The organism is Sphingobium sp. KKT206 (assembly GCF_055640555.1).
Genome location: NZ_CM145765.1, coordinates 266422 through 288360, shown reverse-complemented (window position 1 = coordinate 288360; position 21939 = coordinate 266422). Strand labels below are relative to the sequence as shown.

Below are 21939 nucleotides of genomic sequence, written 5' to 3'. Positions count from 1 at the left end.
ATGGCGGGCCGTCTGTAGGACAGCGGCATAATATGCTGCGTTGGTTCATGATTAAGGGCGGCGATGGTCGCTATTGGTTCGATATCGGGCTTTGCGCCCGTGGTGGGACGATAGGCTGGACCCCATAACCATCCATGGCGAGCAAACCGACGATGCACCAATCCAACCAATCCCTGCTGGACATCGACCGCGATCACCTGATCCATCCCGTCACCTCCTTCCGGGGCCATGAGGCGCGCGGCGCGACGCTGCTGCAAAGCGGCAAGGGCATGTGGCTGACCGACATGGACGGCAAGGAATTGCTGGATGCCTTTGCGGGACTATGGTGCGTCAATGTCGGCTATGGTCAGGACAGCATCGCCGAGGTTGCGGCCGAACAGATGCGCCGCCTGCCCTACGCCACCGGCTATTTCCATTTCGGCAGCGAACCGGCGGTGCGACTGGCGCAGCGGCTGGTCGAGCTTTCGCCCGAAGGCCTCGACCATGTCTATTTCACGCTGGGCGGGTCGGACGCGGTGGATAGCGCGATCCGCTACATCACCCATTATTTCAACGCGATTGGCAAGCCCGCCAAGAAACAGTGTATCGCACTGGAGCGCGGCTATCATGGTTCCAGCACCACCGGCGCCGGGCTGACCGCGCTCGCCAATTTCCATCGCGGGTTCGACCTGCCGCTGCGCTGGCAGCATCATATCGCGTCACCCTACCCCTATCGCAGCGATCTGGAAGGCGATGACGCCGCGATCATCGCGCGGTCGGTGCAGCAGTTGAAGGACAAGGTCGCGGAACTGGGTGCAGACAATGTCGCCGCCTTCTTCTGCGAGCCGATCCAGGGGTCGGGCGGCGTCATCGTGCCGCCGGTCGGCTGGCTCAAGGCCATGCGGCAGGCGTGTGACGAACTCGACATCCTGCTGGTAGCCGATGAGGTCATCACGGCTTTCGGCCGGACGGGGCCGATGTTCGCCTGCGAAGCGGAAGGCGTGACGCCGGACCTGATGACCGTCGCCAAGGGGCTGACCGCTGGCTATGTGCCGATGGGCGCGGTGCTGATGTGCGACAAAATCTATCAGGGCATTGCCGATGGCGCGGCTGCCGATGTCGTGATCGGCCATGGCGCGACCTATTCGGGCCATCCCGTCAGCGCGGCGGTGGGTCTGGAAGTGCTGCGCCTTTATACTGAAGGCGGCATATTGGCGAACGGGCAGAAGGTGGCGGCGCGGTTCGACGCCGGGCTGGCGGGCCTGGCTGATCATCCGCTGGTCGGCGACACGCGCGGGCGCGGGTTGTTGGGCGCGATCGAACTGGTGGCGAACAAGGGCACGAAAGCGCGGTTCGGCCCGTCGCTCAAGGTCGCCGATCGCCTCTTTGCCGATGGCTATGCCAATGGCGTCATCTTCCGCGCATTCGCCGATAATATCATTGGCCTCGCCCCGGCGCTGTGCGCGTCCGACGCGGAGATGGACGAGATATTCGCGCGCATTCGGAAAACACTCGACGGACTGCTCGAACAGGCGGATATTTGCGCGGCGCTGGGATAAGATAAGGGGAGCAAGGCATATGTTGGGCGGACCCAGACTGGACAGGATCGACCTGAAGATCCTGACGCAGCTTCAGATGTCGGGCCGGATCACCAATGTCGAATTGGCCGATGCGGTCGGCCTGTCGCCGAGCCCCTGCCTCACCCGCGTCAAGCGGCTGGAGAAGGCGGGCTATATCACCGGCTATGGCGCGCATATCAACCTGCACAAGCTGGGCGAATATCTGACCGTTTTTACCGAAGTGACGCTGACCGAGCATCGCGCCGGGGACTTTTCCCGCTTCGAAACGCGCATCCGCAAGCTGGACGAGATTGTCGAATGTCATCTGGTCAGTGGCGGCTATGATTATCTGCTGAAATTCGTGACGCGCGGCGTGGCGCATTATCAGTCGATCGTCGAAGGGATGCTCGAAAGCGACTATGGCATCGAAAAATATTTCAGCTACGTCGTGATCAAATCGCCCTTCATCAAACATCATTATCCGATCCAGCATCTGTTCGGCGAACAGCGGTAGGATTGGGGAGGAAACGCGTTCTCGCCTGCGCGGGAACACGATAGTCTCTGGAAGATATAGTTTAGGCGATTATGTAGTTTGACAAGCCGGACACCACAATCCTCCCCTGTAAGGGGAGGGGGACCGCTCGCGAAGCGAGTGGTGGAGGGGCGTCACCCTATCGAGGGGGCGACACCCCTCCGTCAGGGCTACGCCCTGCCACCTCCCCTACAAGGGGAGGATCGATTACCGCTATAGTTTAGGGTGCTGCCATGACCGACATATCCGACCTGATCGAACCGCTGATCGCCTTTCGGCGCGACATTCATGCGCATCCTGAATTGGGGTTTTGCGAGCATCGCACCGCCGGGCGAATCGCCGAGCAATTGCGGGCGCTGGGGCTGGAGGTGCATGAGGGGATCGGCCGGACCGGCGTGGTCGGCGTGTTGCGCAACGGGACGTCAGGGCGCAGCATCGGGTTGCGTGCGGACATGGATGCGCTGCCGATCCAGGAGCAGACCAACCTGCCCTATGCCAGCACGACGCCGGGCACCTTCCATGGTTGCGGCCATGACGGGCATGTCGCGATGTTGCTGGGCGCGGCGCAGCAGTTGAGCCGGACCCGCAATTTCGACGGGACGGTCAATTTTTTCTTCCAGCCCGCCGAAGAGGGGCATGGCGGCGCGCGCGAGATGGTTAATGAAGGGCTGTTCGAACGCTTCCCGTGCGACCGCGTGTTCGGCCTGCATAATTGGCCCGACCTGCCCGCAGGCACGATCGCGACGCGGCCTGGCCCGATCATGGGCGCGGCGGACAAGTTCGAGATATTGCTGGAAGGGCGCGGCGGCCATGCCGCCATCCCGCAGGATACGCCGGATGCGATCCTGACGGCGGCTTCGCTGGTGACGCAATTGAACGCGATCATATCGCGCCGGATCGCAGCGACGGCATCGGCGGTGCTGTCGATCACGCAGATCCATGGCGGGCATACGCATAATGTGATTCCGGCTGAGGTGCGCGTGAGCGGTACGGTGCGGACCTTTGACCCGGCGGTGCAGGACCGGATCGAAGAATCGATCCGTGAAATTGCGGCGGGCATCGGCATTGCCAATGGCGTCACCGCGACCGTCGATTATCAGCGCTATTATCCCGCGACGATCAACGATGCGGAAGCCGCGCAGGAAGCCTTCGACGCCGCAGCGACGGTTGGGAATGCGCTGGTCGCGCCCGATCCGGCCTTCACGTCGGAGGATTTCGCCTTCATGCTGCAGGCGTGCCAAGGGGCCTATATCTGGCTGGGGCAGGCCAAGGGTGATGGCGGCACGCCGCTGCACAACCCGCATTATGATTTCAATGACGATGTGCTGGCGCTGGGCATCAAACTGCACGTCGCTCTGGCCGAGCGGCATCTAGCGCGTTGATCGCTAGAGCAACATGATTTTAAGTCGCATCACTCCGTTCGCCCTGAGTAAGGGCTGAGCTTGTCGAAGACCCGTATCGAAGGGTCGGCTGCGCTTATATCCTTCGATACGCCATTTGCCCTTCGGTCGTCTGCGACTCCGACTTCGCTCAATGGCTACTCAGGACGAACGGTTCTGAGTAAAGTCATCACGCTCTACAGGCTGAAGCCGAAACCGATCACGGCGGCGGTGGATTGCAACGCCTCCCCCTGCGACCGGCCGAGCGCGCGGGTGCCGCCCAGCAGCCGTTCATGGACGATGGCCGTGTAGATATTGAGTTTCGGCTTCAGACGATAGCGCAGGCGCAATGTCGTTTCCGCTTCGGAAAATCCTGCGCGCACCGCATCCCTGTCCGACGCCTGGGCGGACCAGCCGACCGCAACGCGCGGTTCGAGATAGAGCTTTTGGGTGATCGGCATGGCGTAGATGAGCTGCGCTTCGCCGGTCAGTCGCCCGTCATCCGACAGGAAGCCATAGGTCTCCCAGCTTAGCCGCGTGCCGACCATGCCCTGCACGCCGATCGCGGCATAGATGTCGCGGGGGTGCGGCTTGATATCCTTGCGCATGCCCAGCAGCCAGGTCGTATTGCCGACCGTCCGGCCATAGAAGAGGCGCATCTGGGTTTCGTCGATCTGGTTGCCGAGCGCCCCGCCGCCCTCGCTCACCAGCATCACCTGATCGCGGCTGTTTCCCCAGGAAAAGGCGGCATCCCAGAAGAAAACATCGTCGCCCTGGCCCGCGCGCAATTCGATGAGATCGAAGCCGCCGCTCACCACCCATGGGTCGGCATCCGCCGCAGCCTCCTGCGCGGCGGCAGGCGCAACGCCAGCCAGCGCGCACGCAAAGAAAAGGAAGCCCCAAGGGGCGAAATGCCGCATCTACCCTGATCCGTTTTTCGGTATCGGGAAGAGAGTAGGGCGACGTCACGGTGCTATCGCGCGAAGAGCGGCGCGCGATAGCAGGCGTGATGATAAATTATGGCCGCTCCACAGCAGCTTGTGCCGCGATCGTCAGAACCAGAAACGGATGCCCATGACGAGGCTGGCCGTCGACGCGCCTTCCCCATCAGCGCGGGCGTAGCGGGCGGTGTCGCCCAGCTTGCGTTCCCAATGGACGCCGACATAGGGCGCAAATTCGCGGGCGAATTCGTAGCGCAAACGCAGGCCGAGTTCGATGTTGGAGATGCCCGACCCGATGCCGAGTTCGGGCACATCCTGCGCCGCGATATTCACTTCGGCGGCGGGTTGCAGGATCAGGCGCTGGGTGATGCGCTGGTCATAGCTGCCCTCCATGCGCAGATGAACGTCGCCCTTGGTCGAGACGAAGGCCTGGCCCTCTACCTCGAACCAATAGGGGGCAAGGCCTTCGATGCCGATCGTGGCATAGCTGCGCTGAGGCTCCGGCCGAATGTCATGGCGAACACCCGCGACCACGTTCCACCATGGGTCGATCGCGCGGCTGTAGAGCGCCTGGACTTCCGCGCTTTCGAGCGGGCCGCCAACTTCGCCCTCCCCTTCAGTCTTGAAGGCGAAGCGGTTGATGTCGCCGCCGATCCAGCCTTCGCCTTCCCAGACATAGCCGTTCGCGCCCTTGTTCGCGCGATATTCGAGGCGGTCGACCATCAGTTGCGAAAAGGTCATGCCGCCGCTTTCCTGGATCATGGCGGCGCGGGCGCGGGCCATGACGGCGGGGTCGTAAAAGGCCTCGGCGGCATGATCGGCCGGGACTGGCGGGGCGACGCCCTTGGGGATCGCATCGTCGGCGGCCGGCATGGCATGTCCGGCGTGCGGGTCGGCGGATGCTTCCGGCGCGGGCGGCATCTGATGCGCGCTATGGTCCATCTGGCTATGATCCATCTGGGCCAGGGCGGGCGTGGCGCTGGCGAACAACGCGGCGACGATCAGGCGCTTCATGCCGCGTCCTTCGCGTGACGGACAGTGACGACGCGCATCATCCCGGCATGCATGTGCATCAGCATGTGGCAGTGGAACGCCCAATCGCCCAGCGCATCGGCGGTGAGATCGAAGCTGATCTTGCCGCCCGGCAGCACGTTGACCGTATGCTTGCGCGGGTTGTGGGTCGCATCCTCGCTGGTGATGAGCTGGAAGAAATGGCCGTGAATGTGGATGGGGTGCGGCATCATCGTGTCGTTGATGAGGGTGACGCGCACCCGTTCCATATGGCGGAAAGCGATCGGCTCCGCGCCATCGGACAGCTTCACCCCGTCGAACGACCACATATAGCGTTCCATGTTCGCGGTCAGGTGAATGTCGAGCGAGCGGGTCGGTGCGCGGACATCCTCATTCGGCTCCAGCGCGCGGAGGTCGGCATAGGTCAGCACGCGATGATCGACATCCTCCAGCCCCGTGGGCCGGTCGGCGGTGCGATCGGCGGGCATGGAGGACAGGGTCGCTACGCCCGGTCCCATCGGCATCTCCGGCGCGACCGAGGGGTCAAGCATCTTCATGCTATGCCCGGCCATGCTTTCATTGGCGGGTTGGGACAGATCGATGACGCCCCCCTGCCCCATGTCCATGCCGGACATGTCCATCCCCATATCCTTCATCGTGAGCAGCGGCCGGGCGCGCAGCGGCGGGATGGCCGCGACCATGCCGATCTGCGGCGCGAGCGTCGCGCGGACGAGGCCGGAGCGGTCGATGGCTTCGGCGATCAGAGCGTAGGCGGTTGCGTCAGTGGGTTGGACGATCACGTCATAGGTTTCAGCGATGCCGATCTGGAACTCGTCGGTTTCGACCGGCTGGACATGTTGGCCATCGCACTGCACCACGGTCATGGGCAGGCCGGGCAGGCGGACGTTGAAATTGGTCATGGCCGAGGCGTTGACGATGCGCAGGCGGACGCGCTCGCCCGGCGTGAACAGGCCGGTCCAGTTTTCCGCCGTGCCATGGCCGTTGACCAGGTAACTGTAGGTGGAGCCGGTGACGTCCGAAATATCGGTCGGGTCCATCCGCATCGCGCCCCATTCGATGCGTTCCTTCAGGGACTGGTTCTTGCCTTTGAGCAGCCCGGCCAGCGTCTGCTTCTGCATATTATAATAGCCGCCCATCTGCTTGAGCCGCTTGAGCTGGACATGCGGGTGGACCGGCGACCAGTCGGACAGGACGATGACATGTTCTCGGCTAGCCTGCACTGGATCGACGCCGGCGGGGTCGATGACGATGGGACCATAATGGCCCATCGCCTCCTGCATGCCGGAATGGCTGTGATACCAATAGGTGCCCGATTGCCGGATCGGAAATTCATAGTGGAAGGTTTCGCCGGGGCGGATGCCAGGGAAGCTGACGCCGGGCACGCCGTCCATCTGAAAGGGGAGGATCAGGCCGTGCCAGTGGATCGACGTGTCTTCCTTCAACTTGTTGGTGACGGAGAGGCGGACATTCTGGCCTTCGCGCAGCCGGATCAGCGGCGCGGGCAGCGTGCCGTTGATGGTGATCGCATGGGCCGAGCGGCCGCCGGTCGAAAAATGGCTGTCAGCCACGGTGAGCGCAATCGTCTCGCCCGACAGAACGCCCGGCGCGGGGGCCAGGCCATGGGTGCCGCTTTGCGCCCATGCGGGGAAGGCGTTGGCGAAGCTGAGGGCGGCAGCGCCCTTGAACAGGGTGCGGCGGTCGAGGGTCAAATGCGTCATGCCCCTTCATACGCGGGGCGCGGCGTCATCCCTCAAACTTTCCGACAATTTTGCGCGGGCGCGGTAGAGGCGGGTTTCTACGGCTTTTTCGCTTAAGTTCAGCAGCGCGGCGGTGTCCGCCTGGCTCAGCGCTTCGATGGTGCGGAGCAGCAGGACGTCCTTGAGCGATGCGGGCAGGGCGGCGATGGCGGCGTTGATCCGGGCGAGTTCGCGCTGCGACTGTGCCGCCTGTTCCGGGTCCGGCGCGGCGTCGGCGATCTCGCCCGCTTCGTCGATCGGCCGGGCAAAGGCGAAGAAGCGCCGCACCGCGCGACGGCGGCCCCAGTCGCGGCATTTGTTGAGCGTGATCCGCGCGATCCAGCTGCGAAAGGGGCGCGCGCCATCATAGCGGGCGAGCGCGGCGAAGGCGGCGACGAACACCTCCTGCGTGATGTCGAGCGCTTCGTCCGCATCGCCGACATGGCTGCGGGCCAGCCGCCAGACCGCATCGCGATGCCGCCGCATCAATACGGCATAGGCGTCCTGATGCCCGGCCAGCGCGCGCGCGGCCAGTGCCCGGTCATCAAGATCAACGGGCAGCGATGTCACCGGGCGGGCTGGGTCAGCGCCTTGACGACGGCGGCGTCGAACTGCGCGGCCTGATCAGGACGCAAGACGGCGCGCATGGCGAAGATATGCTGGAGCGTCTCCTTTTGCAGCGCGCCCATGACATGATGGGTCTGATCCACGGCCGCGGCGACCTTTGGCCCATAGCCCTGTTCCGCGGCGATCGCGCTGGCGAGCCGTTCATTGTCGGCACGCATTTCCGCCTCCAGCGCTTCGCGACGCTTGGCGAAGGCGGCTTCAAGTTCATGGATACGCTGTTCCTGTGCCGCATCGAGCGTCAGCCGCTGGTGCAGCAGGGCGTGAACTTCGCTTTCGACGCGCGGTTGCGGCGCCAGCCAGGTGCGCGCGACCAGCACGGCCGCGAGCGCCGCAGCAAAAGCCACCAGCGCGACCAGTACATAGCGTTTGAGGCTCATTGGCCGAGCAGGCGCGAGGGCGCATAATCCGACATGCCGATCGGTGCAGGCGCGGCCTGCGCCGGTGCGCCGGGCACGATGCTGCCCGCCCAGCCGATGCTGATGGCGAGCAAGCCTGCCAGCATCAAGCTGCGCCGTGCCGCGCCCTGCTCCCGGCGGCGGGCAACGCCCTGCATCACCGCATCGTCCAGGCCTTCAAGCCGAGCGTCGGTCGGCATGGCGCGCACTTGGCCCAGCCATTGATCGAGATCATTCATCGCACATACTCCATCCTCATCGCACCATACGCGCGGCGCGCGCCAATCCCTCACGATGCAGAGGCGAGAAAAAATCATGCACCTTGGGCAAGGGGTGGGGCAAGTCCATGCGTAATGTTCCGCAGAGCTTGTCGCGATCGCGGCGGAAAACACTCCCGCCGTTCGCTTCGAGCACAGTCGAGAAGCGGCCAGCGTCGCCCTTGTGTTTCTCGACTTCGCTCGAAACGAACGGACGTGGTTTCTATTCCGACCCATTCGAGCCGTTCATCCAAGGAGTATAGTCCATGTCCCGTTTCCTGATCGCCGCTGCTGCCTTGTCGCTCGCCATCCTGCCGGGTGCCGCGCTGGCGCATAGCAAGCTGGTATCGTCCAGCCCCGCCGCCAATGCGACCGTGGCCAAGCCGACCAAGTTGACGCTGACCTTTTCCGAAAAATTCCTGGCGCCGATGAGCGGCGTGGAGCTGGTGATGACCGGGATGCCAGGCATGGCCGATCACCCGCCGATGCCGATCAAGGGGTTCAAGACCGCGCTCGCGCCCGATGGCAAGACGATGGTCGTCACCCTGCCCCGCGCCCTGCCCGCGGGCGACTATGACCTCAAATGGCATATCGTGGGGGCCGACCAGCATAAGATGGAAGGCGGCTACAGCTTCAAGGTCAAGTAAGCCGTCATGGACGGGGGGATGCTGGTCTTTGCCCGATTCGGCCTGATGGCCGACCTCGCTTTGCTTATGGGCCTACCGCTCTTCTGGTGGGCGATGGGCATGGCGGGGAGCCGGGTGGTGCTGGTGGCGCTGGCGCTGGGCGCCATGGCGCTGTCGGCGCTATGGCTGCTGGCGAGCGGGGCGAGCATGACCGGCACCCCGATGTTGCCATCCGATTGGGCGACGGCGGAGATATTGCTGACGATGACACCGATCGGGCCGGTGCTGGCAGTGCGGGCGGCGGCGTTGCTGGCCGCGCTGGCGCTGGCCTTGGCAGGCAGCACCCGCCTGGTCCTGATCCCGGCGGCGGTCGCGGCGGCGTCGATCGCCTGGACGGGCCATGCGGGCGCGACCGAGGCTATGGTGGGCACGCTTCACCGCGCCGCCGATGTCGCGCATATCTGGGCGGCTTGCGGATGGATCGGCGCGCTGGCGGCGTTGCTCCATGCGGTGACCGCGCGGCGACCGAATGTCGATCGGGTCGCGGTGATGCTGGCGAAGTTTGCGCTGTTGGGGACGGTGTTCGTCGCGACTTTGGTCGTGACCGGGGTGGTCAACAGCCTGATGATCGTGGGGATTGCCGACCTGCCCGCCTTGGCGGGGAGCCGCTATGGCTGGCTGCTCGGCGGAAAGCTGCTGCTGTTCGCAGGGATGCTGGGGTTGGCGGCGCTCAATCGCTGGCGGCTGACACCGGCGCTGGAGCGGGGAGACGGTGCGATCGGGGCATTGCGGCTGTCGCTGGCGGTCGAGACGGGCGCGGCCATTGCGATAATGACGCTTGTGGCCTTGCTGGGAACGCTTGATCCGATGGGCTAAAACCGCCGTTCGTGTCGGGCGAAGTCGAGACAGGCGCGCACGGGCTTCTCGACTTCGCTCGAAGCGAACGGGGTATGGCGTTATGCCGGGCGGTAGATGGCGTAGATTTTCTTGACGTGGACCTGGCTGTCCCAGCTGCACGAGGCGCCCTGTTCGACCAGGAAGATGTCGCCCTTGCCGAACGTGCCTTGTGCGCCCGCGCCATCGACGAAGGTGACGCTGCCATCGAGCAGATACATCAGTTCATAATGGCGGTAGGTCATCGGGCGGCGATGATAGGGGGTGGAATCCCAGGTGCCGCAGACAAACTCGCCGTCGGCCGAACGATAGTCGGTGAAGTTGCGGCAGGAAGGGGTCGGCCCGACCAGCAGTTCAGCGAGCGGCGCGCCGGACGGTTCGAGTTGGGCCAGGGTGTCGATCGGGATAATCTTGCCATCGGCCAAAGAACCACCAGTGCGGCGCACGAACAGCAGGCGCGCGCCCGACGCCACTGTCCAGCCGAACGTCGCGCCTTCGCACAGGACGATGCTGTCGCCTTCGTTCAGCCTGCGCTGATCGATCTGCACCGTGCCGGATTCGACGATGATGAATTCATCGGCGGGCATGGCATCGACCGTGCCGCTGTCCTGCGTCAGAGCGATCAGGCCAATCGTGACCGGACCTTCGGGCTGGGGAAGCAGCGCGCGGGCGGACAGGAAGGCATCGCCCTCCCCTGCCCCGACGCGTGCGTCCGCCGCCCAGGCGCGCAGATCGACGAAGGAGCGGGTCGCGTTTTGGGTGGTCGTCATGGTGGCTGTCCCTCAAAAAAATCGGATTGGGGAGAAGCTAGCCCGGCGGCAGCGGCAGGTTGCACCAAGCGCATAAGGCCGAACCGCGCTTGGTGCCGTTTGCGTGTAACCCGACGTTCAAAGCTGCCGCAGGGCGGTGGCCGGGCGCACCGACAGCAAGGGGATCGATCCGGCGAGGCCAATGCCGAGCGTCAGCAATGCGCCGCCGCCCAGCGTCGCGAGGACGATCAGCCAGTCGGGCGACCAGGTGAAATCGAAGATCTGGACGATGACGAACCAGGCCGCGCCCGATCCGAGCGCCAGCGCGACCAGCGCCAGCATCATGGCGACCAGGCCATATTCGAGCGCCTGGCCGCCCAATATCTGCCAGCGGGTTGCGCCGAGCGTCTTCAATATCACGCTGTCATAGCTGCGCGCCTGGCGCGAGGCGGCGATGGCGCCCACCAGCACCGCAATCCCGGCGAGGATCGCGACCGAGGCGGCCGCGACAATGGCGGATGACATTTGCGTCATGATCGCGCCGACCTGCTCGATCACTTCGCCCACCGCGATCACCGACACGCCGGGGAAGGCGGCGAGCAGGGCGCGCGTGACCTGATTGTCCTGGCGCGGGTCCATGGTGATGGTGGCGGCCAGGCTGTGCGGGGCGGCGGATACGGTGCCGGGCGAAAAGACCATGATATAGTTGAAGCCCATCGTCTCCCAATTGATCTTGCGCAGCGACGCGATGCGCGCGGTGATTTCCCGCCCCAGCAAGCTGACGGTCAGCGTGTCGCCAACGCCAATGCCCAGCGTCCTGGCGGCCTCCGCGTCGAAGGAGACCAGCGGCGGTCCGGCATAATCGGGTGCCCACCATTGCCCCTCCACCAGTTCGCTGCCTTCGGGCAGCGTCGTGCTGTAGGTGATGCCGCGCTCGCCGCGCAGGAACCAGGCGCCGTCGGGCAGTTCCTTCAGGTCCGTGACGCGCTGATTGCCATAGGCGACGATGGTGCTGCGCAGGGCCGGGACGATGTTGAACTGCGCGTCGGGGGCTTGGCTGCGCACGATCGTCTGGAAGCGGTCCCCCTCCCCCGATGGGATGTCGAGGACGAACTGGGCCGGTGCCGTCTTGGGCACGACGTTGCGGATTTCACTGTCGAGGCTGGTCTGGATACCCGCCAGCGTGACGAACAGGGTGAGCGCCAGGCCGAGCGCGACGATCAGCGCGGCGGTCTGCGCGCCGGGGCGGTGGAGATTGGCGAGCGCGAGGCGGAGCAAGGGCCGACGCGGGCGCGGCGCGCGCAGGGCGAGCTGGCGCACGCCCCAGCCGATGCCGAGTAGCAGGAGCAGGACCGCTGCGGTCGCGCCCAATACGGCGGCGGAAAAGAGCGGATCGCGCGCGGTGCCGAGCGCCAGCGCCACCAACAGCGCCCCCGCCGCCGTCATGGCGATCAGGCTGCGCCGGTCGATACCGTGCCGCGCATCGACCACGCCGCGAAAGAGAAGCGCGGCGGGCTGAGTCCGGGCGCGGGCGAGCGGTGGCAGGGTGAAGAGGAAGGCGATCAGCAGGCCATAGGCCGCGCTGGTGACGAGCGGCAGGACATGCAGCCGGAAACCGGGGCTGACCGGCAGCACATCGCCCGCCAGTGCGACGATGGCAGGCGGCAGGAGCGCGCCGACGATCAGGCCGCAAGCAATGCCTAGCAGCGCAATGCAGCCAATCTGGAGCAGATAGATGCGCGCAATGTCGGTCGAGGTCGCGCCCAGCACCTTGAAGGTCGCGATGCCGGGGCGTTTGAGCGCGAGATAGGAGGCGACGCCATTGCTGACGCCGATGCCCGCGATCACCAAAGCGGCGAGGCCGATCAGCGAAAGAAATTGGCCCATGCGGACGATGAAGCGGCTGGCGCCGGGCGCGGCGCGGTCGCGGTCCTTATATTCCCATCCGGCCGAGGCGTAGCGCTTCTCCAGATCCTCACGCACCGCCTGCGCGTCTGCCCCAGGGGATAAGCGCAAGCGATATTTGCTGTCATAGAGGCTGCCGGGCTGGATCAGGCCGGTGCGGCGCAAGCCTTCCAGCGAGACGATCGCCACCGGGCCGAGGGTGAAGCCTTCGCCCAGCCGGTCGGGCTCGTCGGCGATAATGTCGGCGATGGTGAAGGTGGCGGTGCCATAGACCAGCCGGTCGCCGGGCTTGACGTCGAGCCGGTCGGCCAACGCCGGGCCGATGAGGATGCGGTCGGGACCAAGCGGCGCGCGGTAGGCGCCGCCTTGCAGGGCCAGCGTGCCATAAAGCGGATAGGCGCTGTCCACGCCCTTGAGTTCGGTCAGCACGGCGGCCGAGTCCGGCCGCTCGCCCCGCGCCATGGCGCGCAGGCGGATGGTTTCGCTCAAGCGACCGAGGCGACGGAAGGCCGCCTTGTCGCCCTCACCCGCTTCCCGCTGGGTCATGGCGATTTCGACGTCACCGCCGAGCAGCCCCTGGCCGCGCTGGCTCAGTTCCTGCGTGATCGCCGAGGTCAGGCTGCCGATCGCGGCCAGCGTCGCCACGCCGAGGAACAGGCAGAGGAAGAGCAGGCGCAATCCCCGGAACCGGCCGAGCAGATCGCGCCGGGCGATGCGCCAGCTCGACGCCCAACTAAGCGCGTTCACGCCGCGCGGTCCGAGACGATCTGGCCGTCGCGCATTTCCACGATCCGGCCGCAACGGTCGGCGAGCGCGGGATCATGGGTGATGATGACGAGCGTCGCGCCTGCCGCGCGCTGGCGATCGAACAGCAGGTCCATGATGGTGACGCCGGTGGTCGCGTCGAGATTGCCGGTGGGTTCGTCAGCGAACAAGATGGTCGGGCGCGGCGCGACGGCGCGGGCGATGGCGACGCGCTGCTGTTCGCCGCCCGATAATTGCGATGGATAATGATCGATCCGGTGGCCAAGCCCGACCGCGCGCAATTCGTCGGTGGCGCGGGCGAAGGCATCGGACACGCCCGCCAGTTCGAGCGGCACGGCGACATTCTCCAGGGCCGTCATGGTGGGGAGCAGGTGGAAACTTTGCAGCACGATACCGATGCGGCCGCGCCGCGCGCGCGCCAGTGCATCCTCATCCAGCGCGCCGAAATCGACGCCGCCAATATGCACATCGCCGCCGGTTGCGCGTTCGAGGCCGCACAGCACCGCCATCAGCGAGCTTTTGCCCGATCCAGATGCGCCCAGGATCGCGATGCTCTCGCCGCGCAGCAAGGTGAGGTCGACGCCCTTCAATATCTCGACCGGCGCGTCGCGCGTGCCAAGCGAGAGGATGACATTGCGCGCACGGATCGCGATAGTGGCGGGATCGATAGGCATATGCATGAAGAAGGAGCGCTCCTTGGCGGGAAGAATATCGCAATATGGGGCGTTGGCGCTGATTGTCCAACTGGCGAGCGGCTGTTCGGATGGCACACCGCCGCCGCCCCAGGTCGCCAACAGCGCGCAGGCCGCGCCCGCCGCTGCGCCGGTGGCCGATGGCAAGCTGGTGGTGGCGTTTGGCGACAGCCTGTATGCGGGCTATAATCTGGATCAGGGCAAGGGGCTGGCCCCGGTGCTGGAACAGGCTCTGGCCGCGCGCGGCATGCAAGCGCAGGTCGTCAATGCCGGGGTGTCGGGCGATACCAGCGCGGCGGGTCTGGCGCGGCTAGCCTTCACGCTCGACGGGCTGGCGCGCAAGCCGGACCTGATGCTGGTGGGCCTTGGCGGCAACGACATGCTGCGCGGATTGAGCCCGGAGACGACGCGCGACAATCTGGACGCGATCCTTGCCGAGTTGAAGAAGCGCGATATTCCGGTGCTGCTGACCGGCATGCTCGCCTCCCCCAATATGGGGCCGGATTATGCCGCCGCCTTCAACCCGATCTTTCCGACGCTGGCGACGAAATATGACGCCACGCTCTATCCCTTCATGCTGGACGGGGTGATCGGCGATCGGGCGCTGCAATTGCCCGATGGCATTCATCCCAATGACAAGGGGGTGGAAGTGATCGTCGGCAAGCTGACGCCGATCGTCGAAGGGGTCTTGCGTGACTGATGTGATCCGGGTCGGACTGGTCGGCTATGGTCTGGCGGGTCGCGTCTTTCATGCGCCGTTGTTGCGCGCCGTTCCGGCCATGCGGTTGACGACGATCAGCACCAGCCGGGTGGACGAGGTTGCGGCCCTGGACCCGGTCATTGCGTGCGTCGCAACCCCGGCCGAGATTTTCGCCGACCCCGCCATCGACCTGGTGGTGATCGCTACGCCCAGCGCGACCCATGCGCCGCTGGCGGCAGAGGCGCTGCGCGCGGGCAAGCATGTCGTGGTGGACAAACCGTTCGCGCTGTCGTTGCAACAGGCGCTCGATCTCGCCGCCTTGGCGGGCGAATGCGGGAAATTGCTGGCGGTTTTCCACAATCGCCGGTTCGACAGCGATTTCCTGAGCATCCGCGCGGCCATTGCCGAAGGCGTGGTCGGGCGCATTACCCATTTCGAATCGCATTTCGACCGTTTCCGGCCGGACGTGCGCGATAGATGGCGCGAGGATGGATCGGCTGGGTCAGGCATATGGTTCGACCTCGGACCACATCTGGTCGATCAAGCGCTGGCCCTGTTCGGGCGCCCCGATGGCGTGAGCGCCGACATTGCCGCCTTGCGGGACGGATCGCCATCGGACGACTGGGCGCATGTCGTGCTGCGCTATGCCGGGATGCGGGTCATATTGCATGCCAGCATGAGCGCGCCTGCAGGAGAGGCCGGCGGCAGCCCGCGCTTCCTCGTGCATGGGCAGGGCGGTACGCTGGTCAAGATGCGGCTCGACCAGCAGGAAGCGCAGCTCGTGGCCGGATTGCGCCCCGGCGATCCGGGCTGGGGTGCGGATGATGATCCGGTTGTCGTCTATGATAGGCAAGGCGGCAGGACTGTGCGGCCTGCGCTCGCGGGCTGTCAGCAAGATTATTATGCGCAGATGGCGGCGGCGATCCTGTCGGGCACGCCCCTTCCCGTCACGCTGGAAGACGCCGTTGCGGTGCAGGAAGTGGTGGAGGCAGCACAGATTTCCGCACGAGACGGCAGGCAGGTGGCGCTACCGCTGACCGACTGACCCTCCCCTTGTCGGGGAGGGTCGATCCGATCAGCCAGGCTTTTTGGGCAATTCGACTTCGGCCTTGGCCGTCGCCAGCGTCACACCGGCCTGGTTCATCAGGCGACAATCGAGCTGCACCATATGGCGGCCTTCCTCATCGACGAACTTGTCGAGGATGGTGCCGGTCGTTACCGTAATGTCGCCCGTCAGCGCAGGCCCGCGATAGTTGCAGGCGGAATGGCGCACCATGCCCCACTCCCCTGCCCAACCCGCGAAATAATCGGTGATCCACGCCCCCATCGACGCGCCATAGCCATAGCCGCGCGGCATGCCGATGAAGCGCGCCCAACGCGGGAAGAGATGCCCGCGCGACGGGCCGAAATAAGCGCCATCGGTAAATTCAGGGTTGATCGCTTCCATCACCGGATCATTTTCATGCCCCGCCATTTCCTTGACGAAGCCCAAGGCTTCCATGTCGAGGTCGGTACGGCGATGGGTGCCGCCCCATTGGGTGAAGCTATAGGCACGCCATTCCGTGGTGAAGGACACGATCGAATGCGGGCCGATCACCCGTTCGGGCAAGGCCGCGCCGATCGTGACATCGTCCCACCAGCGCCGGTCATGGCCCAGATCGTGCAGCATCTGGATCCATTCCATCTTGCGCGCTTCAAGCGATTCCAGGTCGTCATCTGTCCACACCGGATCATCGAAGCCATCGGTCGGCGCATTATCCTTGCCCGCTTCCTGATTGTAGCGGATCGTCGTCGAACGCTGCTTACAGATCAGGTCGCCAGCCTGATTATAATAGAAATTGTCGCCGCGCTGGAAACAGGTGGGGCCAGCGAATTTGGTGTCCTTGACGGTATAGTCGAAGGGAATCCGCTCGTTCCAGATGCGGTCGCCGCCCTGCATGCGCGGGCCATAAAACCACCATTCGTCACCGCCGAACAGCAGGTGACTGTTGGGGATGCCGCCGACGCAGGCGGGTGCGGAGCCATGGCCGCAATCCATCGTCACGGCAAAACTCTGCGGCGCGACCAGCCCGCCCCAGCGGCTTTGCGCGGCATAGCCCGCATCATAATGGAGGCGGTTGGGATAGTGCATCGCCTGCACCCAGCGGCGGATATCGTTATTGGCGATCGGCTCCACCATGCGGGCGGGCTGGATCGGCTTGCCCAGATATTGGTCGATATCCGAACAATCTAGCGTCGGGCTGCTCACACTGTCTCTCCTGCTCATGATCCGCCCCTTCCTGAGCAGGGGCACGCCCTAATGATGCACGCGCAGGCAGCGATGGAAAACCGGCTTGGCCGACCGATGGCGGGGTTATCGCCGGGCCGATATCCGGGCGCGCTGCTGTCGAGCGGGTGCGAAGCCGTCCATATCGGGTCCATGGCAATCGCTGGAATGAGGGAGAATGGAGCCATGGCTGATGGCGAAGCCTGGCGGCCACTGGCCGACCGGATGGAGATAAGTGACTGCCTGGCGCGGCTGGCCCGGGGCGAGGACCGGCGCGATGCGGCGCTGATCCGCAGCAGCTTCTGGCCCGATGCGACGGTCGATTATGGCATTTTTGCGGGCGATTTCGACGCCTATCTCGCCTGGGTGGTGCCGGGGTCCGACGCGATCGCCGCGACCCAGCATATATTGGGACAAAGCCTGATCCAGATCGACGGCGATGTGGCGAAGATCGAAACTCATGTCAGCGCCTATCACCGGATCGATGCGGGCGAAGGCGCGCGCGATATGTGGCTTGGCGGACGCTATCTCGACGCGATGGCGCGACGGGCAGGTGTCTGGCGGATCGCGAAACGGACCATGCTCTATGACTGGTTTCAGGATGCAGGCGCGGCGGCCGACTGGTCGCAAGGGCTGATGGGGATGCCGTTCAGCGCGCCGCATTTCACCGGACGGGCTGTGGGCGATTTCAGCGACACGTTTTTCGCGCAAGCCGATTGAGGACAGATAGGCGATGGGACAATTGACAGGCAAGGTGGCGGTGGTGACGGGCGCAAGCCGGGGGATCGGCAAGGGGATCGCGCTTGCGCTCGCCGAGCAAGGCGCGACCGTTTATGTGACCGGACGCACGGTCACACCCGGCGCGCATGACCTGCCCGGCACGGTCGGCCAGACCGCGGCGCAGTGCGATGCGCGTGGCGGGCGGGGCATAGCGGTCGCGGTCGATCATGGCGACGACGCGCAGGTGGCAGCCCTGTTCGACCGGGTTGCGCAGGAACAGGGTCGGCTCGACATTCTCGTCAACAACGCCTTCGCCTTGCCCGAAGACCTGACCACCCCCCTGCCCTTCTGGGAAAAGCCGCTGTCCAACTGGCAGATGGTGGATGTAGGCGTGCGGTCCAATTTCACCGCTGCCTGGCACGCGGCGAAGATCATGACGCCGCAGCGGTCGGGGCTGATCGTCGCGATTTCGGGCTATGTCGGCGTCACCTACACCTATGGCACGATATTCGGCACGGCCAAATCGGCAGTCGACCGGATGGCGCGGGACATGGCGATCGAACTGGAGCCCCATGGCGTTGCCTCACTCTCGCTCTGGCAAGGGCTGACCTTTACCGAACGCGCCAACCGCAATCTGGCCGCCAACCCCGCCATGAAAGCGCGCACCGTCACCAACCCGCTGGTCGGCTGCTCGCCTGAATTTCCGGGCCGCGTCATCGCCGCGCTGGCGGCCGATCCCGCGATCATGGCGCGGTCGGGCGGTACCTTCATTACCGCCGAGGTCGCGCAGGATTATGGCATTAGCGATATTGACGGGAAGACCATCCCGTCACTGCGCGCCGAACGGGGATCGCCGATCTGGCGGCCAATCGCGGAGGCTGGCCATGGACGTTGAGCGTATGGCGCGGCTGGACGCGCTGCTTGATCGGCAGGATATTGCCGCCTGCATCGTCCGCTTCGCCCGCGGCATGGACCGGTTCGACCGGGCCTTGTTCCTGTCGGCCTTTCATTCCGACGCGACCATTGCGGCCGGGCCGTGCGTGGGTGGGGCCGAGGCGCTCTATGACTGGGCGACAGGGTTGCACGAGGCCGGGCAGGAGGCGACGCATCATAATCTGTTGAACCAGACGATCGACATCGACGGCGCCCAAGCCCATGTCGAAACCTATTATCTGTTCGTCGGGCGCAACCGTGATGCTAGCAATTGGGTTGCGGGCGGTCGCTATCTTGATCGGCTGGAAAAGCGGGAGGGCCACTGGAAGATCGCGCTGCGCACCAATATCATCGAATGGTCGGGCCTGGTCCCTACCCTGCCGCTGCCCTTTGCCGACTGGCCCGGCATCGCGGCCAATGGCGTATCGGCGCGCGACGGCAGCGACCCTTCCTATCTGAGGCCGCTGGTCAATAACCGGCCTGGCCACGTCCCTGAATGACCGGTATCCAACGTGTTATCACCGCGGATGCATCGTGGTTTCGGAATCGCTTGGTCGTGCTATCAGATTGGATCAGACGTGGGATCGGTTTCATCGGTCGTGCTGCGACTCGCGATGACGGTTGCGTTACAGGTGCGTGACGATGGCGCTAACTCTGCTAATCTCCGAATAAATCCCCTAAGCCGATTGACGGGCGAATGGGGGTCAGGTTTGCTGTCCAAACCACACACAGCGCGTGGATAGAGGTTGAAGGGCTATCAAGGGGCGCTAGACCGTTTCGATGCGTGTCACGGCCGGGGTTGTCGTTTGAGGCAATCGCAGTGCGACAAGTGGCAATTCCCTGCGATGATCTGCTACGGTTTGACTTTGATGCGAAAATGAAGGCATTAAACGCCAACCATTTTCAACAGTCGTGATTCGGCGCTGAGGGGCATCATGTCGTTTACGGTCAACACATTGCGGAATGTCACCACTGCTTGCCAGCAAATGCGCGATCATATCAAGACGATCGTGTTTCGGCCGGACAATCACAAGACGCTCGATATCAGTTTTGGCCCGACGGTCGCCGCTGAACTGATCGGCCGGACACCCGAAGCGCTGGCAAAGGCGGAGGCCAAGGGCCGCCTGCCCCAGCCCAAGCAGCAAGCCAATGGCCGCCGCTACTACACGCTCGAAGACCTGACCCACATCCGCGAGGCGCTGGGCATTCATGTCGGTAAGCAACCCGACGAGGATGCCGTCGTGCTGGCGGTGCAGAATTTCAAGGGCGGGGTCGGCAAAAGCACGATCACCAAGCATCTCGCCGATTATCTGGCGTTGCATGGCTATCGCGTGCTGGTGATCGATTGCGATCCGCAGGCATCGACGACGACCATGTTCGACATTCAGCCTGAAACGCTGATCGACGATGAACAGACTTTGGGCGCATTCCTGTCGCCGCGCAGTACTTTCAGCGACTTTTCGCAGACCATCCGCGACACCCCCTGGCCGACGATCAAGATCGTACCATCGAGCTTGGGCTTGCAGGATGCCGAATGGGATCTGACCGCGACCCTGCGCGAAGGCGGCCAGGCCGTTCGCGAGGGTTTGCAGGCGCTGCGCATTGGCATTGCCAGCGTCACTAAGGATTTCGACGTGATCCTGCTCGATCCGCCGCCAGCCATGGGCTTTCTCGGTCTCAACGTGATGGCCGCCGCGACCGGGCTGCTCATCCCGGTGCCCGCGCGGCAGCTCGATTATCTGTCGACCATCCACTTCATGGATACGATCGCGGACAATATCGAGATTCTCGAAGAAAATGGCACGCCGGTCGATTATGGCTTCATCCGGGTTGTCTGTTCCGCCTTCTCGCCGAGTAAGCCGGGCGAGAATGATATGTGGCGGATCATGCAGGCGACCTATGCGGGATTGCTGCTGGGACAACCCATCCTCGCGTCCGAAGAAATCAAGAATGCGACTCAGGCCTTCCGGTCCATCTACGAATCCAAGCCGTCTGCGTCGCACCAGACCTATACGCGGTGCCGGGACAATCTGGACGCGGTCTTTGCCGAAGTCGAACAGCAAATTCGCCAGCAATGGCCATCGACTAGCCTGACCGCTGATTCCAGCGTGGGTGTGGCGGCATGAGCCGTCGTTCTCTCATCAGCGAAGCTTTGGCATCGGCGCTGAACGATCCGGCCCCTCCCCCGGCGACGAGCGAGCCAAGTCCGGCCGCTCCGCGCACCAATTTTACCAACAAGCGGTTGGAAGCCTTTGGCGAAGCGGCGCGGATCGTCAAGCGACCGACGATCCGGTTGAAGCCGTCTGAATGTTCGGTCTGGCCGGGCAATGCGCGCGACTATTCGATGCTGGACGAGCATCGGTTGCGCAGCCTGATTGACTCGATCCTGGCCGAGGGTAGCAATCGCGTGCCCGCGGTGGTCCGGCGCACGCCCAATGCCGAACTGCCTTACGAGCTGGTTACCGGAACGCGGCGACACTGGGCGATCGCCTGGCTCAACGCCAATCACTATCCCGACATCGAACTGATCGCGATCATCGAGGATCTGGACGATGAGGCCGCGTTCCGGCTGGCGGACATCGAGAATCGCGAGCGCGAGGATATTTCTGACCTTGAGCGCGGCATGAACTACAAGGCGGCGGTCGATAATTTCTATGGCGGCGTGCAATTGCGCATGGCCGAGCGGCTCAAAATTTCGAAGTCGCAGCTCTCGCGCTATATTGCCCTCACCGAAATCCCCCCTGCCCTCGTCAGCGCCTTTCATTCGCCGATGGACCTTCAGGCGAAATATGCCGAGAAGTTGCTGCCGCTGCTGCGCGATCCAGCTTCGCGCGCGAAGCTGGAGGTGGCGGCTGAGCAGATCGCGTCCGAACAGAGTTTTCGCCGATCCGGGGATGAGCAGCCAATTGTCGGGCCGGAGGTCATGGCCCGCTTGCTAAAGGCCATGGTTGCCAAGGGCCGTGTCCAGAAAGCCGCGATCGAAAGCCCCGTTGGTGCTGCGATCGGTCAGGTGGAAAAGGATCAGCAGAAGATATTGACGCTGTCCCTGTCGCCATCGGACTTGTCGGTGGACGAGATATTGGCGGCGCTGCGCCCCATCATCGAAAGAGCGAAGATTTGTACGGCCAAGCGGCGCTAGGCGTGGGTGTGAAAAGCTAAGAATAGCTATATTATCGTTATATTTCATATTGTTATATGGATTTTCCCCCTGGGGGGAAGGCAAATGGGATCATCGTGGTGGAACAGGAGGGC

22 protein-coding genes are annotated in these 21939 nt (G+C 64.3%); 12 read left to right on the top strand and 10 right to left on the bottom strand.

Annotation, left to right across the window (positions count from 1 at the left end; genetic code table 11):
- The first annotated feature begins 152 nt into the window (after positions 1-152).
- From ACZ2HM_RS19355 to ACZ2HM_RS19345, 3 genes are all read left to right on the top strand, one after another.
- Positions 153-1538 carry an aminotransferase class III-fold pyridoxal phosphate-dependent enzyme gene (locus ACZ2HM_RS19355; protein ID WP_470427251.1) on the top strand — a complete coding sequence of 462 codons (1386 nt, stop codon included), beginning with the start codon at positions 153-155 and terminating at the stop codon, positions 1536-1538.
- Positions 1539-1557: 19 nt separating this feature from the next.
- Positions 1558-2052 (top strand): Lrp/AsnC family transcriptional regulator, encoded by a 495-nt coding sequence (locus tag ACZ2HM_RS19350; protein WP_043149307.1) that lies wholly within the window; start codon positions 1558-1560, stop codon positions 2050-2052.
- A gap of 251 nt (positions 2053-2303) precedes the next feature.
- On the top strand, positions 2304-3452 hold the full coding sequence (locus ACZ2HM_RS19345; RefSeq protein ID WP_470427250.1) for a M20 aminoacylase family protein: 1149 nt from the start codon (positions 2304-2306) through the stop codon (positions 3450-3452).
- Between the two features lie 194 nt (positions 3453-3646).
- Here the strand turns inward: ACZ2HM_RS19345 and ACZ2HM_RS19340 are convergent, their stop codons facing one another.
- The 6 genes from ACZ2HM_RS19340 to ACZ2HM_RS19315 all read right to left on the bottom strand — a co-directional run bounded on the left by ACZ2HM_RS19340 (position 3647) and on the right by ACZ2HM_RS19315 (position 8419).
- On the bottom strand, positions 3647-4369 hold the full coding sequence (locus ACZ2HM_RS19340; RefSeq protein ID WP_470427249.1) for a copper resistance protein B: 723 nt from the start codon (positions 4367-4369) through the stop codon (positions 3647-3649).
- A gap of 132 nt (positions 4370-4501) precedes the next feature.
- Complete coding sequence (locus ACZ2HM_RS19335; protein WP_470427248.1) at positions 4502-5404, bottom strand: copper resistance protein B; 903 nt, start codon at positions 5402-5404, stop codon at positions 4502-4504.
- A complete protein-coding gene (locus ACZ2HM_RS19330; protein ID WP_470427247.1) occupies positions 5401-7140 on the bottom strand; it encodes a copper resistance system multicopper oxidase in 1740 nt (579 codons plus the stop codon). The genes ACZ2HM_RS19335 and ACZ2HM_RS19330 overlap by 4 nt, the downstream gene beginning before the upstream one ends.
- A gap of 6 nt (positions 7141-7146) precedes the next feature.
- Entirely contained in the window at positions 7147-7719 is a 573-nt protein-coding gene (locus tag ACZ2HM_RS19325; RefSeq protein WP_470427323.1) for an RNA polymerase sigma factor, read from the bottom strand.
- Positions 7720-7724: 5 nt separating this feature from the next.
- Positions 7725-8162: a periplasmic heavy metal sensor gene (locus ACZ2HM_RS19320; protein WP_470427246.1), complete on the bottom strand. Its 438-nt coding sequence runs from the start codon at positions 8160-8162 to the stop codon at positions 7725-7727.
- On the bottom strand, positions 8159-8419 hold the full coding sequence (locus ACZ2HM_RS19315) for a hypothetical protein (RefSeq protein ID WP_470427245.1): 261 nt from the start codon (positions 8417-8419) through the stop codon (positions 8159-8161). The genes ACZ2HM_RS19320 and ACZ2HM_RS19315 overlap by 4 nt, the downstream gene beginning before the upstream one ends.
- Positions 8420-8703: 284 nt before the next feature.
- Here ACZ2HM_RS19315 and copC point away from each other — a divergent pair, with 284 nt between their 5' ends.
- Both copC and copD read left to right on the top strand, forming a co-directional pair.
- Complete coding sequence (gene copC / locus ACZ2HM_RS19310; RefSeq protein WP_096062808.1) at positions 8704-9084, top strand: copper homeostasis periplasmic binding protein CopC; 381 nt, start codon at positions 8704-8706, stop codon at positions 9082-9084.
- Between the two features lie 6 nt (positions 9085-9090).
- A complete protein-coding gene (gene copD, locus ACZ2HM_RS19305; RefSeq protein ID WP_470427244.1) occupies positions 9091-9939 on the top strand; it encodes a copper homeostasis membrane protein CopD in 849 nt (282 codons plus the stop codon).
- An 80-nt stretch (positions 9940-10019) separates the two neighbouring features.
- On the opposite strand, the gene ACZ2HM_RS19300 is transcribed toward copD, so the two are convergent.
- The 3 genes from ACZ2HM_RS19300 to ACZ2HM_RS19290 all read right to left on the bottom strand — a co-directional run bounded on the left by ACZ2HM_RS19300 (position 10020) and on the right by ACZ2HM_RS19290 (position 14056).
- A complete protein-coding gene (locus ACZ2HM_RS19300) occupies positions 10020-10727 on the bottom strand; it encodes a cupin domain-containing protein (RefSeq protein ID WP_470427243.1) in 708 nt (235 codons plus the stop codon).
- A 117-nt stretch (positions 10728-10844) separates the two neighbouring features.
- A complete protein-coding gene (locus tag ACZ2HM_RS19295) occupies positions 10845-13358 on the bottom strand; it encodes an ABC transporter permease (protein WP_470427242.1) in 2514 nt (837 codons plus the stop codon).
- Positions 13355-14056: an ABC transporter ATP-binding protein gene (locus ACZ2HM_RS19290; RefSeq protein WP_470427241.1), complete on the bottom strand. Its 702-nt coding sequence runs from the start codon at positions 14054-14056 to the stop codon at positions 13355-13357. The genes ACZ2HM_RS19295 and ACZ2HM_RS19290 overlap by 4 nt, the downstream gene beginning before the upstream one ends.
- Between ACZ2HM_RS19290 and ACZ2HM_RS19285 the strand changes: the two genes are divergently transcribed.
- Together ACZ2HM_RS19285 and ACZ2HM_RS19280 are read left to right on the top strand one after the other, a co-directional pair.
- The gene (locus tag ACZ2HM_RS19285) at positions 14055-14768 is read left to right on the top strand and encodes an arylesterase (RefSeq protein WP_470427240.1); all 714 of its coding nucleotides are present in this window, start codon (positions 14055-14057) and stop codon (positions 14766-14768) included. The two genes, ACZ2HM_RS19290 and ACZ2HM_RS19285, sit on opposite strands and share 2 nt — an antisense overlap.
- Positions 14761-15813, top strand: coding sequence for an oxidoreductase (locus ACZ2HM_RS19280; protein ID WP_470427239.1), 1053 nt, complete (start codon positions 14761-14763; stop codon positions 15811-15813). The genes ACZ2HM_RS19285 and ACZ2HM_RS19280 overlap by 8 nt, the downstream gene beginning before the upstream one ends.
- 30 nt (positions 15814-15843) lie before the next feature.
- Here ACZ2HM_RS19280 and ACZ2HM_RS19275 read toward each other — a convergent pair whose 3' ends face one another.
- Complete coding sequence (locus ACZ2HM_RS19275) at positions 15844-17016, bottom strand: FAS1-like dehydratase domain-containing protein (RefSeq protein ID WP_313922040.1); 1173 nt, start codon at positions 17014-17016, stop codon at positions 15844-15846.
- A gap of 204 nt (positions 17017-17220) precedes the next feature.
- Here ACZ2HM_RS19275 and ACZ2HM_RS19270 point away from each other — a divergent pair, with 204 nt between their 5' ends.
- From ACZ2HM_RS19270 to ACZ2HM_RS19250, 5 genes are all read left to right on the top strand, one after another.
- Positions 17221-17754 (top strand): nuclear transport factor 2 family protein, encoded by a 534-nt coding sequence (locus tag ACZ2HM_RS19270; RefSeq protein ID WP_470427238.1) that lies wholly within the window; start codon positions 17221-17223, stop codon positions 17752-17754.
- 13 nt (positions 17755-17767) lie between these two features.
- A complete protein-coding gene (locus ACZ2HM_RS19265) occupies positions 17768-18649 on the top strand; it encodes an SDR family NAD(P)-dependent oxidoreductase (RefSeq protein ID WP_470427237.1) in 882 nt (293 codons plus the stop codon).
- The gene (locus ACZ2HM_RS19260) at positions 18639-19187 is read left to right on the top strand and encodes a nuclear transport factor 2 family protein (RefSeq protein ID WP_470427236.1); all 549 of its coding nucleotides are present in this window, start codon (positions 18639-18641) and stop codon (positions 19185-19187) included. The genes ACZ2HM_RS19265 and ACZ2HM_RS19260 overlap by 11 nt, the downstream gene beginning before the upstream one ends.
- Before the next feature lie 435 nt (positions 19188-19622).
- On the top strand, positions 19623-20813 hold the full coding sequence (locus ACZ2HM_RS19255; protein WP_037475843.1) for an AAA family ATPase: 1191 nt from the start codon (positions 19623-19625) through the stop codon (positions 20811-20813).
- On the top strand, positions 20810-21826 hold the full coding sequence (locus ACZ2HM_RS19250; RefSeq protein ID WP_470427235.1) for a ParB/RepB/Spo0J family partition protein: 1017 nt from the start codon (positions 20810-20812) through the stop codon (positions 21824-21826). The genes ACZ2HM_RS19255 and ACZ2HM_RS19250 overlap by 4 nt, the downstream gene beginning before the upstream one ends.
- Positions 21827-21939: the final 113 nt, after the last annotated feature.

Coding starts and splice junctions, on each gene's coding strand:
- ACZ2HM_RS19355 (WP_470427251.1), top strand. CDS start 153: ATGCACCAATCCAACCAATCCCTGCTGGACATCGACCGCGATCACCTG.
- ACZ2HM_RS19350 (WP_043149307.1), top strand. CDS start 1,558: ATGTTGGGCGGACCCAGACTGGACAGGATCGACCTGAAGATCCTGACG.
- ACZ2HM_RS19345 (WP_470427250.1), top strand. CDS start 2,304: ATGACCGACATATCCGACCTGATCGAACCGCTGATCGCCTTTCGGCGC.
- ACZ2HM_RS19340 (WP_470427249.1), bottom strand. CDS start 4,369: ATGCGGCATTTCGCCCCTTGGGGCTTCCTTTTCTTTGCGTGCGCGCTG.
- ACZ2HM_RS19335 (WP_470427248.1), bottom strand. CDS start 5,404: ATGAAGCGCCTGATCGTCGCCGCGTTGTTCGCCAGCGCCACGCCCGCC.
- ACZ2HM_RS19330 (WP_470427247.1), bottom strand. CDS start 7,140: ATGACGCATTTGACCCTCGACCGCCGCACCCTGTTCAAGGGCGCTGCC.
- ACZ2HM_RS19320 (WP_470427246.1), bottom strand. CDS start 8,162: ATGAGCCTCAAACGCTATGTACTGGTCGCGCTGGTGGCTTTTGCTGCG.
- ACZ2HM_RS19315 (WP_470427245.1), bottom strand. CDS start 8,419: ATGAATGATCTCGATCAATGGCTGGGCCAAGTGCGCGCCATGCCGACC.
- copC (WP_096062808.1), top strand. CDS start 8,704: ATGTCCCGTTTCCTGATCGCCGCTGCTGCCTTGTCGCTCGCCATCCTG.
- copD (WP_470427244.1), top strand. CDS start 9,091: ATGGACGGGGGGATGCTGGTCTTTGCCCGATTCGGCCTGATGGCCGAC.
- ACZ2HM_RS19300 (WP_470427243.1), bottom strand. CDS start 10,727: ATGACGACCACCCAAAACGCGACCCGCTCCTTCGTCGATCTGCGCGCC.
- ACZ2HM_RS19285 (WP_470427240.1), top strand. CDS start 14,055: ATGAAGAAGGAGCGCTCCTTGGCGGGAAGAATATCGCAATATGGGGCG.
- ACZ2HM_RS19290 (WP_470427241.1), bottom strand. CDS start 14,056: ATGCATATGCCTATCGATCCCGCCACTATCGCGATCCGTGCGCGCAAT.
- ACZ2HM_RS19270 (WP_470427238.1), top strand. CDS start 17,221: ATGGCTGATGGCGAAGCCTGGCGGCCACTGGCCGACCGGATGGAGATA.
- ACZ2HM_RS19265 (WP_470427237.1), top strand. CDS start 17,768: ATGGGACAATTGACAGGCAAGGTGGCGGTGGTGACGGGCGCAAGCCGG.
- ACZ2HM_RS19260 (WP_470427236.1), top strand. CDS start 18,639: ATGGACGTTGAGCGTATGGCGCGGCTGGACGCGCTGCTTGATCGGCAG.
- ACZ2HM_RS19255 (WP_037475843.1), top strand. CDS start 19,623: ATGTCGTTTACGGTCAACACATTGCGGAATGTCACCACTGCTTGCCAG.
- ACZ2HM_RS19250 (WP_470427235.1), top strand. CDS start 20,810: ATGAGCCGTCGTTCTCTCATCAGCGAAGCTTTGGCATCGGCGCTGAAC.